At 69.3% G+C, this 12,862-nt stretch carries 9 protein-coding genes and 1 pseudogene; 8 read left to right on the plus strand and 2 right to left on the minus strand.

Annotated features, from left to right (window positions below; all coding sequences use genetic code 11):
* Positions 1-109 precede the first annotated feature (109 nt).
* Positions 110-337 carry a hypothetical protein gene (locus ACZ4WS_RS44535; RefSeq protein WP_467989449.1) on the plus strand — a complete coding sequence of 76 codons (228 nt, stop codon included), beginning with the start codon at positions 110-112 and terminating at the stop codon, positions 335-337.
* Here the strand turns inward: ACZ4WS_RS44535 and ACZ4WS_RS44540 are convergent.
* The gene (locus ACZ4WS_RS44540; protein WP_467989451.1) at positions 334-1,038 is read right to left on the minus strand and encodes a hypothetical protein; all 705 of its coding nucleotides are present in this window, start codon (positions 1,036-1,038) and stop codon (positions 334-336) included. The two genes, ACZ4WS_RS44535 and ACZ4WS_RS44540, sit on opposite strands and share 4 nt — an antisense overlap.
* 100 nt (positions 1,039-1,138) lie before the next feature.
* Positions 1,139-1,561, minus strand: a complete 423-nt coding sequence (locus ACZ4WS_RS44545) for an SsgA family sporulation/cell division regulator (RefSeq protein ID WP_467989453.1) — start codon at positions 1,559-1,561, stop codon at positions 1,139-1,141.
* A gap of 145 nt (positions 1,562-1,706) precedes the next feature.
* Here ACZ4WS_RS44545 and ACZ4WS_RS44550 point away from each other — a divergent pair, with 145 nt between their 5' ends.
* The 7 genes and pseudogenes from ACZ4WS_RS44550 to ACZ4WS_RS44580 form a co-directional block, all read left to right on the plus strand.
* Positions 1,707-2,516 carry a GntT/GntP/DsdX family permease gene (locus ACZ4WS_RS44550; protein WP_467989455.1) on the plus strand — a complete coding sequence of 270 codons (810 nt, stop codon included), beginning with the start codon at positions 1,707-1,709 and terminating at the stop codon, positions 2,514-2,516.
* Positions 2,517-3,402: 886 nt separating this feature from the next.
* A complete protein-coding gene (locus ACZ4WS_RS44555; protein ID WP_467989457.1) occupies positions 3,403-4,425 on the plus strand; it encodes a LacI family DNA-binding transcriptional regulator in 1,023 nt (340 codons plus the stop codon).
* A 248-nt stretch (positions 4,426-4,673) separates the two neighbouring features.
* Positions 4,674-5,798, plus strand: a complete 1,125-nt coding sequence (locus ACZ4WS_RS44560; protein ID WP_467989459.1) for a GH12 family glycosyl hydrolase domain-containing protein — start codon at positions 4,674-4,676, stop codon at positions 5,796-5,798.
* Positions 5,799-5,910: 112 nt separating this feature from the next.
* Positions 5,911-8,121: a glycoside hydrolase family 3 N-terminal domain-containing protein gene (locus ACZ4WS_RS44565; protein ID WP_467989460.1), complete on the plus strand. Its 2,211-nt coding sequence runs from the start codon at positions 5,911-5,913 to the stop codon at positions 8,119-8,121.
* A gap of 93 nt (positions 8,122-8,214) precedes the next feature.
* Positions 8,215-10,440 (plus strand): glycoside hydrolase family 6 protein, encoded by a 2,226-nt coding sequence (locus ACZ4WS_RS44570; protein WP_467989462.1) that lies wholly within the window; start codon positions 8,215-8,217, stop codon positions 10,438-10,440.
* A 1,259-nt stretch (positions 10,441-11,699) separates the two neighbouring features.
* Entirely contained in the window at positions 11,700-12,143 is a 444-nt protein-coding gene (locus ACZ4WS_RS44575; protein ID WP_467989464.1) for a hypothetical protein, read from the plus strand.
* A 467-nt stretch (positions 12,144-12,610) separates the two neighbouring features.
* Positions 12,611-12,787 (plus strand): annotated as a pseudogene (locus ACZ4WS_RS44580) (HoxN/HupN/NixA family nickel/cobalt transporter); the annotation flags it as partial.
* Positions 12,788-12,862 lie beyond the last annotated feature (75 nt).

The following is a 12,862-nucleotide window of genomic DNA, read 5'->3' on the forward strand; positions in this document are numbered from 1 at the left end:
CCACATCGAACCCGCGTTCGATGTGGACGATCTTCGTCTTCCAGTGGGCGAGGGTGTCGGTGCTGCTCGATGCGATCGATGCCGGCGTCGGCTGTGCCAGGCCAAGGTGGTGGACCCCCGTCACAGCGGGGAGGCCGCGGCAGAGCTCCTGGGCGCGGACCCCGGGGCGGTCACCCACGCCACGTTCACCGAACGCTCCGGTGACGGCCGAGCCACGGTCTACCGCCACCGGCCGCAGCAGCATCTCCTTCTCGGCAGTAGCCTGACCGGCCCCGACAGCAGCGGGCGGGACTCCGACACATTCGCCACGGCGAAGCCCGGGACCGTCCCGCTCTAGATATTCGTGCCGGTGTCGCCCTCGTCATTCGAAGAGTCCCGCTGCTTCCTCTCCCCCGGAGCGGAGAGGTCCTCGTGCTCGTCCAGCAGCTCCTGGAGCGCGGCATCCGCCTTCCGCCTGTCCTCTTTCGTCAGTTCAAGAGGTGCGTTGCTGTAGACGGTGTACCGGTCGCAATCAATGATGTTGGCGGCCCTCAAGGTGAACGTCAGAAGGGTGCGCCACCCCTTGCGGTGGCCGACCCTCGCCTGAATCTGGACCTTGTAATTGCGAGGCTCCGGAACGAATCCGGAAAACGGTGCCTCGAACTCGATGAAGAGTTGCTGCGCTTCTCTGCCGGCCACGGCGAATACGGCTGGCAACTTCGGCTCCTCCTCCGGCCCAGGTTGGAGACGGGACGGTGAAGAGATCCACAGGAATGGCAGATGGGAGGCGCGCTCATCAGGGAAGGCCAACCTGAGATCCTGCACGACTATCGGCTTGGCACCGGTGTTGTGAAGGACAACCGGAAGCCTCAGGCGAGCCATGGAGCCGTGGGCAATCGCGGCAAAGGAATGAGGCTCCCAGGACTTCAGGTGCCCTCGCCTGGCGTTGATCCACCAGAAGGATGCGACGGTAAAGATCAACGCGCAAACCGACACAACGCCGGCGCCAGGAATCGATGGAAACACATCCTGAACTGAAGCGGCCATCAGCGGAAGCACAAATTCAGTGTGCCAGCCTCAGGGTGGGCGCGCTAACAGAACTCGGTGAGGCGGGGCCCTTGAGCGACCCAGCCACTCGGTGCGGAGCAGCTGGGTTCCTTCATCCTTCGGCGTTGAGGTGCGCCAACAAAGCGTCCAGGTCGATGTGCCCGGGCTCGGTCCCTCTGGGCACCACCGCCTCCGTTTCCTGCAGGAACGCCTTGATTTCATGCGCTGGGGCCTTGAGCAGGGCCGTACCGGCCGGCGGATTGAGAAGGAGGTGCAGGTCGCAGACGCCATGCTCCTCGGCGGGCCATACGCGTATGTCCCCCGCGCCGGTGGGACCCTCCAGGCCATCGGCCAGAAGATCTCGCCCAATGATCCATTCCACCGTCTCGTCGCTGCCGACAACGGTGAATGCGGCGCGGACAGCGTAGGGATCGCTGGGCTCGTACTGCAGCCTCATGCTCGCGGAGAAGGACGTCTCATGCGAGACGACAAGCTGTACAGGCAGCCCCCGAACCACGGTTTTCAACGACTTCATTGGTCTTACTCCTGGTGCCTCGACTCATCCGGGGAGGGCCATCGGAAGGGATACCGCCGGAGCCCGAGAGGCCCATGCGGTGATACGCAGAGGTTCCATACACCGTACGGAACCTCTGTTCAGGTTCAGTAGTACCATACGTCGTATGGAAAGTAGGAGAGTGCTATCAGCGCCCGCCCCGGCGGAGACGACCGGGAGCGTGGCACCGGAGGGCCACGGCACCGCGGTCCTGACCAAGCCGGCTGTGTCGGAGGTCCTGACCAAGCCGGCTGTGTCGGGTACCGACGTGCGCCCGCCTTCCTTCGGCATGGTGCTGACGCTGATCGTCCTGCCGATCCTCCTCGGCACCATCGGCCAGAACACCCTCGCCGCGGACTCGGCCCTGCGGTCCGTGCTCACCGTGGTCGGAGCCCCGATGGTGGCGCTGCTGATCGACCTCGCCCTGTGCGCGTACTTCCTCGGGGCCCGGCGTGGCTGGAACCGGGCACGCATCGCCGAGGTGATGGGGTCGGCGTTGCCGCCCGTCGCGACGGTGATCCTGGTGGCGGGCGCGGGCGGTGTCTTCGGGAAGGTGCTGGTCGCCAGCGGCATCGGCAACGCGGTCGCCGACGTCCTGGAGCGCACCGGACTGCCCGTCCTGCTGCTGGCGTTCCTGACGTCCCTGGCACTGCGCGCCGCCCAGGGTTCGGCGACCGTCGCGCTCATCACCACCGCGGGCATTCTCACGCCACTGCTGGACCGAGCCGACCTGTCGGCGAGTCACCTGTCGCTGGTGGCGCTGGCGATGGGTGCGGGCGCCCTCGCGCTCTCGCACGTCAACGACGCCGGGTTCTGGATGTTCACCAGGCTCGCCGGCCTCGACGTCGCCACCGGCCTGCGGACGTGGACGGTCCAGACGACCGCCATGGGCCTCATGGGCTTCGCCCTCACCGCAGCGCTGTGGCCACTGGTGTGACCTTCCACCGCGCGGATCGGTGAACGTGGGGGTGCCCGCCCCGGCCTTCGGCGGCCGGGGCGGGCACCCTGTGCGTTGCGTGGTGATGTGCGGGGCGAGGGCGAGGCGCTGTTCTGGATCGGCACTTTCCACCAGGTCGTCCGCGACGACACGGAGACCTCTTTTGCCCGCCTTCAAACGCTCCCTCGACCCTGGCTGCCCAGGCCAGCGACCGGCTGACCATGTCCCATGCGCTTCGAGGAGCGCATGGCCGGTGACGGCGGCGATGCACGCGAAGTACCGGTCGCGGTGCGGCCGGGTCAGGTCCCAGAGCGCCTCACCACCGGGATGGTGTTCGGCCCACGGGGCTGGCCGGCGCGGTGATGTCGAACTCGCCGTAAGGACCGACGGCGCAACGGGTTCCGAAGACCCGGCCGGTGCTCCCTTGGAAGTGGACGTGGCAGTGGTAGTGGTGTGCCCGCGCCGAATTCCCGTGGGGGGGGAGCCCGCCAACGGGAACACTCGTCATCGACTTCGACCGATGAGACCTCTGTGTGTGCGAGGAGGCCGGCCGGAGTGCAGCCGGAGGCGCGGAGGGCCCAGGTGGAGTGATCGATGCCGGGGCCGGACCAGATAGTCCAGATGCCGAGCGGCGTGTAGGCGCGCGCGGTGAAGGCGTCGAATCCCGCTTCGGTGTATGCATTCCACCACGCCGCTGACCTGGGGGAAATGGGGTTTCCGCAGTAATTACGGCTGGACAGGCGGCACATGACGTGGATCCCCGCTCATGGCATGGCCAGTCAGCTTTCCGGCGCCAGGCCCCTCAGCCGTGCGGCCACGCCGCTGAAGAAGCTGGGTGCTCGGTTCCTTTGGGCCGTAAGATCGGTGATCTCGTGGGGAGGTGGTCATGGGCAGGCGACGCCCTGGCGCGCCGACGCTGGAGGAGGTGGCCGCCCACGCCGGGGTGGGACGGGGCACGGTCTCCCGCGTCATCAACAACGCGGCCGGTGTGAAGGAGTCGACGCGCCGGGCTGTGCGGCAAGCCATCGAGGAACTGGGCTACGTGCCCAATCTCGCCGCCCGGTCCCTGGCCGGGCAGCGGGCCGACGCCGTCGCCCTCGTCTTGACGGAGCCGGACTGGAGGCAGTTCGCGGAGCCGTTCTTCTCCGAGATCGTCCGCTCGCTCGGGGACGCGCTGGCAGACACCGGGATGCAACTGCTGCTGACCTTGGTCCGCTCGGACGCCGAGCGGCAGCGCTTCCTCGAGTACGCGCGTGGCGGCCGGGTCGACGGAGCCCTGCTTGTGTCCGTGCACGCCGGCGATCAACTGCCGGACATGCTCGTCGAGGCCGGGTTGCCGACCGTACTGCTGGGACGCCGCTCGGGCGACGAGTACGTCAGCTACGTCGACGCGGACAACGTCGGCGGTGCCCGCAGCGCCGTCTCCCACCTGCTGAAACGGGGCCGCAGAGCGATCGCCACCATCACCGGGCCACTCGATATGCACGTCGCCCAGTGCCGACTGCGCGGCTACCAGGAGGCCCTGGCGATGGCGGGTCTCAGGGGCGAGCCGTCTCGGGTCGCCGAGAGTGACTTCACGGAAGAGAGCGGGCGCCGCGCCATGGCCGAGCTCATCGAACGGCATCCGGAGATCGACGGCGTCATCGCCGCGTCGGACACCACGGCGGCGGGGGCTCTTCAGGCGCTGCGCGCGGCGGGACGCCGGGTGCCCGAGGACGTCGCCGTGATCGGTTTCGACGACTTTCCGCTGGCTCAGCAGACCGAACCGCGACTGACCACGGTTCGTCAGCCGCTGGAGGAGATCGGGCGGGCCATGGTCCGGCTGCTCCTCGAGGAGGTGGAGGAGCCTGCCATCGCCTGGCGCCACGTCATCCTCCGTACGGAGTTGGTGGTGCGCGAGTCGGCCTGACCGCCGTCGGCGAGCACAGCGGTTTGGGAGCGCTCCCAAACCAGGGTCCGACAACGGCGCGTCGCGCACCTCTCCCCTCTGATCTGGCGTCTTTCGAAAAGTTTCGACGGGTCACGTCCCCCGTCTTGTCAGGAGCATGAACCCTCCCTAAAGTCCCTGCCGAAACCGAGGGAATGGGAGCGCTCCCATTTTTCATGGCGTGGGAGCGCTCCCGTACCTACTCCCCGCTCCCTTCGGAGAGGATCCGCATGCGACCGTCACCGCACCATGTCCGTAGCGCGCGTGGCCTGTTCGGCGTCCTGCTCACCGCGCTCGTCTCGCTGGCCGCGTTGCTGACCACCGCCTCGGTGGCGCAGGCCGACACCACCATCTGCGAACCGTTCGGGTCGACGACGATCCAGGGCCGCTACGTCGTCCAGAACAACCGCTGGGGCACCAGCGAGACCCAGTGCATCACCGCCACCGACTCGGGATTCAGGATCACTCAGGCCGACGGCTCGGTACCCACGAACGGCGCCCCGAAGTCCTACCCGTCCATCTACAATGGCTGCCACTACACCAACTGCTCGCCCGGCACGAGCCTTCCGGCCCAGCTCAGCACCATCTCCACCGCGCCCACCGGCATCTCCTACAGCTATGTCAGCAACGCGATGTACGACGCCGCGTACGACATCTGGCTCGACCCCACGCCCCGCACCGACGGCGTCAACCGGACCGAGATCATGGTCTGGTTCAACAAGGTCGGATCCGTTCAGCCCGTGGGCTCGCAGGTCGGCACGGCCACCGTGGCCGGGCGTCAGTGGCAGGTGTGGTCCGGCAACAACGGCTCCAACGACGTGCTGTCCTTCGTCGCACCGTCGGCGATCACCAGCTGGAACTTCGACGTCATGGACTTCGCCCGGCAGGCCGTCTCCCGCGGGCTGGCGCAGAACAGCTGGTACCTGACCAGCGTTCAGGCAGGCTTCGAGCCCTGGCAGAACGGCGCAGGCCTCGCCGTGACCTCGTTCTCCTCCACGGTCAACACCGGCGGCAACCCCGGTGACCCCGGCAGCCCCACGGCCTGCAAGGTGGCCTACGCGACGAACGTCTGGCAGGGCGGCTTCACCGCCGACGTCACCGTCACCAACACCGGTTCCTCCCCCGTCAACGGCTGGAAGCTGGCGTTCACCCTGCCCGCCGGACAGCAGATCACCAGCAGCTGGAACGCCGGCGTCTCCCCGTCATCTGGAGCGGTCACGGCAAGCAGTCCCGCGTACAACGCGCAGATCGCGCCCGGTGGGCGGGTGTCCTTCGGCTTCCAGGGCACCTACGCCGGCACCTTCGCCGCGGCCGCCGGCTTCGGCCTGAACGGCGCCGCCTGCACCACCGCCTGACACCTCCGCTCACTCCGGGACCCGCCCGCCTTCCCGCCGCGGACCGGGCGGGCCCCGGCCCTCGCTCGGCGCCGCCCCGCTTCCCGGCCCCCTCCCGGAAAGGCCAACCCCCATGCGCCTCCTGACCGCCCGCCGCGGCCCGGCGACGGCCGCCCTGGCCCTGTGCGCCGCCGCTCTGCCCCTCATCGGGCCGGCCGCCACCGTCCCGGAGCCCGCCGCCACCTCGTCCGCCGCCGGGCTCCCCTACCAGGACGCCTCCTTACCAGTGGCCGCCGACCGCGTCGACGACCTGCTGTCGCGTATGACGCTGGACGACAAGCTCGGCCAGATGACGCAGATCGAGAAGGACGCCCTCGTCCCGCAGTCCGACCTCGCCACGTACCGCATCGGGTCCGTGCTGTCCGGGGGCGACTCCACGGTCAGCCCCAACAACGCCCAGACCTGGGCCGACACGTACGACAGCCTCCAGCGCACCGCGCTGACCACCCCGCTCGGCATCCCGATGATCTACGGGATCGACGCCGTGCACGGCCACAACGCGGTGCGCGGCGCCACCCTCTTCCCGCACAACATCGGCATCGGCGCCACCCGTGACCCCGCGCTCGTCCAGCGCATCGGACTGGCGGTCGCCGAGGAGGTGTCCGGCACCGGCATCGACTGGGACTTCGCCCCCTGCCTGTGCGTGGCCCGCAACGACCGGTGGGGCCGTACCTACGAGTCGTACGGTGAGACACCCGAACTGCCCTCCGCCATGACGACGTTCGTCACCGGCCTGCAGGGCGAGACCCTGGGAGCCGGCCCCGCCTCCGTGCTCGCCACCGCCAAGCACTACCTCGGCGACGGCGGCACCACCGGCGGCGTGGACCAGGGCAACACCGAGCTGTCCGAGACCGAGCTGCGGGCCATCCACCTGCCGCCGTTCAAGGAGGCGGTACGCCGCGGCGTGGGGGCGGTGATGCTGTCGTGCAGCAGCTGGAACGGCATCAAGTCCCATGCGAACAAGTACCTGGTGACCGATGTCCTCAAGGGGGAACTGGGCTTCACCGGGTTCGTCGTCTCCGACTGGGCCGCCGTCGACCAGCTCGACGGGCAGAACGGCTTCACCGGCGCCGAGATCAGCACGGCCGTCAATGCGGGCGTCGACATGGTGATGGTGCCGCACGACTACAAGAACTTCCTGACCCTGCTGCGCGGCGAGGTCACTGCGGGCCGGATCCCGCAGTCCCGGATCGACGACGCCAACCGCCGCGTCCTGACGAAAAAGTTCCAACTCGGGCTGTTCGAGCGGCCGTTCACCGACCGCTCGTACACTGCCACGGTCGGGTCGGCCGCGCACCGCAACCTTGCCCGGCAGGCGGTGCGCGAGTCCCAGGTGCTGTTGAAGAACGACAGCGGGATCCTGCCGCTGCCCAAGTCCGCGAAGCTCTTCGTCGCCGGCAAGTCCGCCGACGACATCGGCAACCAGAGCGGGGGCTGGACCGTGGGCTGGCAGGGCCGCAGCGGTCCCGTCACCGACGGCACCACCGTCCTCCAGGGCATCCGCGCCGCCGTCACCGACCCGTCCCGGGTCACCTACGACCGCTACGGCAACGGCGTCGACGCGAGCTACGGCGCCGCTGCCGCCGTCGTCGGCGAGACACCGTACGCCGAAGGCAAGGGCGACCGGCCGAACGGCATGGGGCTGGACCAGGAGGATCTGCAGACCCTCGCCCGGCTGAAGGCGAGCGGGGTGCCGGTCGTCGTGGTCCTGGTCTCCGGCCGGCCGCTCGACATCTCCGCCCAGTTGCCCGACTGGAAGGCGCTGCTCGCCGCCTGGCTGCCCGGCACCGAGGGCGCCGGCGTCTCCGACGTACTGTTCGGCGACTACGCCCCCACCGGCAAGGTGCCGGTGACCTGGATGAAGAGCGCCTCGCAGGAGCCGATCAACGACGGCGACGGCAAGGCTGCGCTCTTCCCGTACGGGTACGGGCTGACGTACGACGCCACGGACCCGACCCCGACGCCGACGCCCACTCCGATCCCGACGCAGGGCGCGTGCACCGCGCAGTTCCACCCTGTTTCCTCCTGGCAGGGCGGCTACCAGGCGGAGGTCACCGTCGAGAACACCGGCTCCGCTGCACTGACGGGCTGGTCGGTCGACTGGGATCCGGCCGGCTCCACCCTCACCAGCCTGTGGAACGGCTCACTGACCACCGCCCAGGACCGGGCCACCGTCCGCAACGCCGCCTTCAACGGCTCCCTGCTCCCCGGCGCCACCACCTCGTTCGGCTTCACCGCGAACGGCACCGCGGGCACACCCGCCCTGCACTGCACGGGCAGCTGACCGCAAGCCGGCCCCCGTGCCCCACGGACCACACCCTGCAGCTCCACCCCGCACCACCTCGTACCACCCGCAGATCACCCACGAGGAGGGCACATGACACACCGAACCGGCCGAGCACCGGAACACCGGCCGAGACCGGGCCGTCGACGGCGCCGGACGACCTCACTGGCCGCGACGCTCGCCGCCCTGGCACTAAGCCTGGCAGGGCAGCTCGCCGGGCACCCGGCAGCGGCCGCCGAGGCCCACGCCGACAACCCGTTCGCCGGAGCGAGCTTCTACGTCAACCCCGACTACACCGACCTCGTCGGCACCTCGGTGGCGCAGACCTCGGACGCCACGCTCAAGGCCAGGATGCAGAAGGTGGGGACCTATCCCACCGCGGTGTGGCTCGACCGCATCGCCGCCATCACGGGCGGTGCCGCCAACGCCGGACGCAAGAGCCTCGCCGACCACCTCGATCTGGCTTTGGCCCAGAAGAAGCCCGGGCAGCCGATCACCGCGACGTTCGTGGTTTACGACCTGCCCGACCGGGACTGCGCGGCGCTCGCCTCCAATGGCGAACTGCCGCTCACCCAGGCCGGTCTCGACCGCTACAAGAGCGAGTACATCAACGCCATCGCGAACGTCCTCAAGAACCCGAAGTACCAGGACATCCGCATCACGACGGTCATCGAGCCGGACGGCTTGCCCAACCTCGTGACCAACACGGCCGACCCGGAGTGCGCCCAGGCCAAGAGCAGCGGCATCTACGTCAAGGGCATCCAGTACGCCCTCGACAAGCTGCACGCCATCCCCAACGTCTACACGTACCTGGACTTCGCGCACTCCGGCTGGCTCGGCTGGGACAACAACCTGTCCCAGACCGTGCAGCTCTACACCGATGTCGCCAAGGGCACCGCGGCCGGGTTCGCCAGCGTCGACGGGCTGATCACCAACGTCGCCAACTACACGCCGCTCAAAGAGCCGTTCCTGACCGATCCGGACAAGACCGTCGGCGGGAACATGGCCAAGTCCGGCAAGTTCTACGAGTGGAACCCCAACTTCGACGAGTCGGACTTCACCGGGAACGTCCACCGGGCGCTCGTCGCGGCCGGCTGGCCCGCGTCGACGGGCATGGTGATCGACACCTCCCGCAACGGATGGGGCGGCACCGGACGTCCCACCGCGGAGAGCACCAGCACCACCCTCGACACCTACGTCAACGAATCCCGCGTCGACCGACGGGCACACCGGGGACTGTGGTGCAACGTCAGCGACGCCGGACTCGGGCTGCCCCCGCAGGCCGCGCCCTCCGGCTACCCCGACTCCCACCTCGACGCGTTCCTGTGGATCAAGCCGCCGGGCGAGTCGGACGGCGCCAGCTCCGACATCCCCAACGACGAGGGCAAGCGCATGGACCCCATGTGCGACCCGACGTACACGGCGCCCAACGCGGGCAACAACAAGACCGGCGCACTGCCGAACGCCCCCCTTGCGGGCCACTGGTTCCCCGAGCAGTTCGCGATGCTGGTGAGGAACGCCTACCCGGCCGTGCCCACGGACGGTGGCGGCACCCCGGGCGGTGACACCACCGCGCCGACCGCGCCGACCGGCCTGAAGGCCACCGCGAAGACCGCGTCCAGCGTCTCCCTGTCCTGGACGGCGTCCACCGACGACACGGGCGTGAGCGGGTACGACGTCTACCGCGACGGCACGAAGGTCACGGCCGCGCCGGTGGCCGGCACCGCGTTCACGGACACGGGGCTCAGCGCGGGCACCGCGTACAGCTACACCGTCCGCGCCCGTGACGCCGCCGGGAACGTCTCGGCGCCTTCCGCCGCGCTGAGCGTCACCACCGACACGTCCGGCGGCACGCCGGACCCCTCGGGCGGCCTCAAAGTCCTCTACAAGAGCAACGACTCCTCGGCCACCGACAACGCCATCCGGTCAGGCCTTCAGATCGTCAACACCGGCAGCGGCTCCCTCGACCTGTCCAAGGTCACGGCCCGCTACTACTTCACCCGGGACGGCGGCTCGCCCACCGTAAACGCCTGGTGCGACTACGCGGCCGTCGGCTGCTCCAACGTCAGCCTGAAGGTCGTACCCCTGACCACGCCCGTGCCGGGAGCCGACGCCTACCTCGAAGTCGGCTTCACAGGCGGCACCCTGGCCGTCGGCCACAACACCGGCGACCTGCAACTGCGGATGAGCAAGTCCGACTGGTCGAACTTCGACGAGGTCGGCGACTACAGCCGCGGCACCTCCACTACATACACCGACGCCGCAGCGATCCCCGCGTACCTCGGTACCACGCCAGCCTGGGGAGCCCCGCCCGCCTGACCCACCCGCGCCGGGCACCTGCCGGCGCAGCCCGAACGTCCTCGCCCGCCCGGTCGGCACACGCCCCGAGCGGGCGAGGACCCCACTCTTCGTCCACAACGCCGTCCTCGCCGACAGCCGCCCCGGCCTCCGAGCTCCCTCAGGGAATTCGGGGCCTTCGCCTGCCCGGCAGACGGGCCGACCAACCGTGTCCTCCAAGGAACTCGCGGGCACCCCTGGCAGGGTTGGCCGGGCGGACGCGGCTCGGCATGGGCCCGAAGCCAGTCGTCGAGCCCCAGCTGGGTCTGCCCGCGAGCAAACTGGTGTCGCCACTGCGAGGAGTGTGGGGTGCACGCGCCGAGCGTCGCGGCCTCCAAAGCGCACCGCACCCCGTTTCGCTCGACCAAGCAGGGCGGCCGCGACCCGGGCAGCGAGCGCACCAACGCCCGTCGGCCCCTCGGGGAGCGGCTCCACCTCATAGCGGCGGGCGTCGAAGCCTCCTTCGCTGACGTGCCGCCACGAGTGCCTGCGCTGCTGCCACCTCTGGCACCAGTCGGATGCGGTCGGGATCTCCGCCTGGGCCGCGAAGGGCAGGTGCTCCCGGGAGCTCAGGGCGTCGGTGGACGTCATACGGATCTCCTTGCGGGCAGGACCCGCCCGTCCCTGGGGCTGGCGCCACGCGGGCGGCGGCCCCAGGCGCATGCCGAACGACGCGGCAAACGGCTCGTCAGCGAAGACTTCCGCGAGACGGTCCCGCACCCGTATCGGCAGACTGCCGTGCGGGAACGCGGCCCGGGCCACCAGCGCGGTCCGCTCCGGGATCTTCGGCAACCCCTCCGGCCGCAGCGACATCCACACCACCCCCGCGACCGCACGACAGGTCAACGGCCGCGCAGACGATCATCCCGCACCCACGGCCCGCTCACCCCAGCCCCCCGGAATTGCGCAGCAGAGTCTCGGTCCGCCGCAAGCCACGTCTTGGCCGCTCAGCAGGCCGGCGCGCCCAGGCCGCGACCAGATCCGGTGCGCTGCACCTCAGCGCCGCGAACCGTGCATTCGACATTTCCGGACATTCTCTGATATCACTGTAGTTCCATACAGCGTATGGAACGCAGCGGAGTGCCGCCGGATCGGCGTCCTCCGTTTCGACTGATGGTCGCCGGCTGCACCCTCACGAGGGGTGAACTCGCCGATACGACTTCGACACAGATGGGGCGCACCGCATCACCTGCAGAGCAATCGCTGGGTTTGCGGACGACGCCAACACGAAGGAGATAACCATGAGGAAGCTCACGAAGCGCATTTCTCTCGCTGCCGCCTCCGCCGCGGTCGCGGGTGGCGCCGTTCTCGGCGCCGGGGGCACCGCCTCGGCCGCGGTTCCTGAGTCTGCGCACGTGCAGCGCCCGGCCGTCAGCGTCAAGGCCGACGACTACCGCGGGGACCGCGGTGTCACCTACCGGCACAACTCCGAGGAGGACTACAGCCGGGACGGATACCGCGCCCGCCAGCACAGCGACCACTTCACCGACTCGGACCGGTACGACCGCCGCGGTCACTTCTACTACTGGGACGACGAGGACTGCAGCTGGAAGCACGACAGGAACCACCGCTACGACTGGGACCGGAACGACCGCGACTCGAACCGGTACGACCGCGACTGGGACCGGTACAACCACGACTCGAAGCGGTATGACCACGACTCGAAGCGGTCCGACAACGACTGAGGCCGCGACAACCGGTGAGACAGGCGCCGTCGGCACGGGTGGGCTCAGACCGTGCACGTCGCCGTGACAACCGCTGGCGGTAGGGAGGCGGACGCTGATCTCGGGATCAGCGACTCTTGACCGCACCCGGGAGGCAGGCAGGAGGGGCTCAACGACACCCTCCTGCCTGCACCTGTCGGCATTCCATACGACGTACGGAACAGGTGATACCGTACAGCGTATGAAATGTCCGCGCCGACTTCGCCCGGCCGGAGGACCCCCCTGGGCGGGGGCTCGGGTCTGCTCGTCGGAGTCGGCAGCAGCACCGACGGGAGCCGCGGCCGGCGACGAGGTGAGAACGGCTGCTGCCCGGCGAGAGCCGCGCACCTTGATCACGTTCTTTCAGAAGTGAGGGAAGACCGCGCATGACAGCCGCGCCCACGGCCACCGGCGGCCTCCGCTCCCGATGGCGACGCATATCCGGCTCGATGAGCCGCGCCGAGTGGGGCCGCGCAGGCGGGATGGCCGCCTTCATCATCGCGCTCCACGTCATCGGGTGGTTCACGCTGGTGGCGATCGTGGCCCCGGAGCACTACAGCCTGGGTACCAAGGGCTTCGGGATCGGCATCGGGGTGGAGAAGTGGACCGCCGGGCTGCGGTCCGCCGAGCAACAGGCCGACTGACAGCGGGTGATGCGTGAGCTCGGCAGGACGGCGCACTTATTGTCACGGTGCCGATCG

The sequence above is a fragment of the Streptomyces sp. NPDC029292 genome, from assembly GCF_055569295.1.

What these genes read in the sequence shown, in the direction of transcription:
- ACZ4WS_RS44555 (WP_467989457.1), top strand. Translation starts at nt 3,403, where the DNA reads ATGGGCAGGCGACGCCCTGGCGCGCCGACGCTGGAGGAGGTGGCCGCC.
- ACZ4WS_RS44550 (WP_467989455.1), top strand. Translation starts at nt 1,707, where the DNA reads ATGGAAAGTAGGAGAGTGCTATCAGCGCCCGCCCCGGCGGAGACGACC.
- ACZ4WS_RS44570 (WP_467989462.1), top strand. Translation starts at nt 8,215, where the DNA reads ATGACACACCGAACCGGCCGAGCACCGGAACACCGGCCGAGACCGGGC.
- ACZ4WS_RS44575 (WP_467989464.1), top strand. Translation starts at nt 11,700, where the DNA reads ATGAGGAAGCTCACGAAGCGCATTTCTCTCGCTGCCGCCTCCGCCGCG.
- ACZ4WS_RS44560 (WP_467989459.1), top strand. Translation starts at nt 4,674, where the DNA reads ATGCGACCGTCACCGCACCATGTCCGTAGCGCGCGTGGCCTGTTCGGC.
- ACZ4WS_RS44545 (WP_467989453.1), bottom strand. Translation starts at nt 1,561, where the DNA reads ATGAAGTCGTTGAAAACCGTGGTTCGGGGGCTGCCTGTACAGCTTGTC.
- ACZ4WS_RS44565 (WP_467989460.1), top strand. Translation starts at nt 5,911, where the DNA reads ATGCGCCTCCTGACCGCCCGCCGCGGCCCGGCGACGGCCGCCCTGGCC.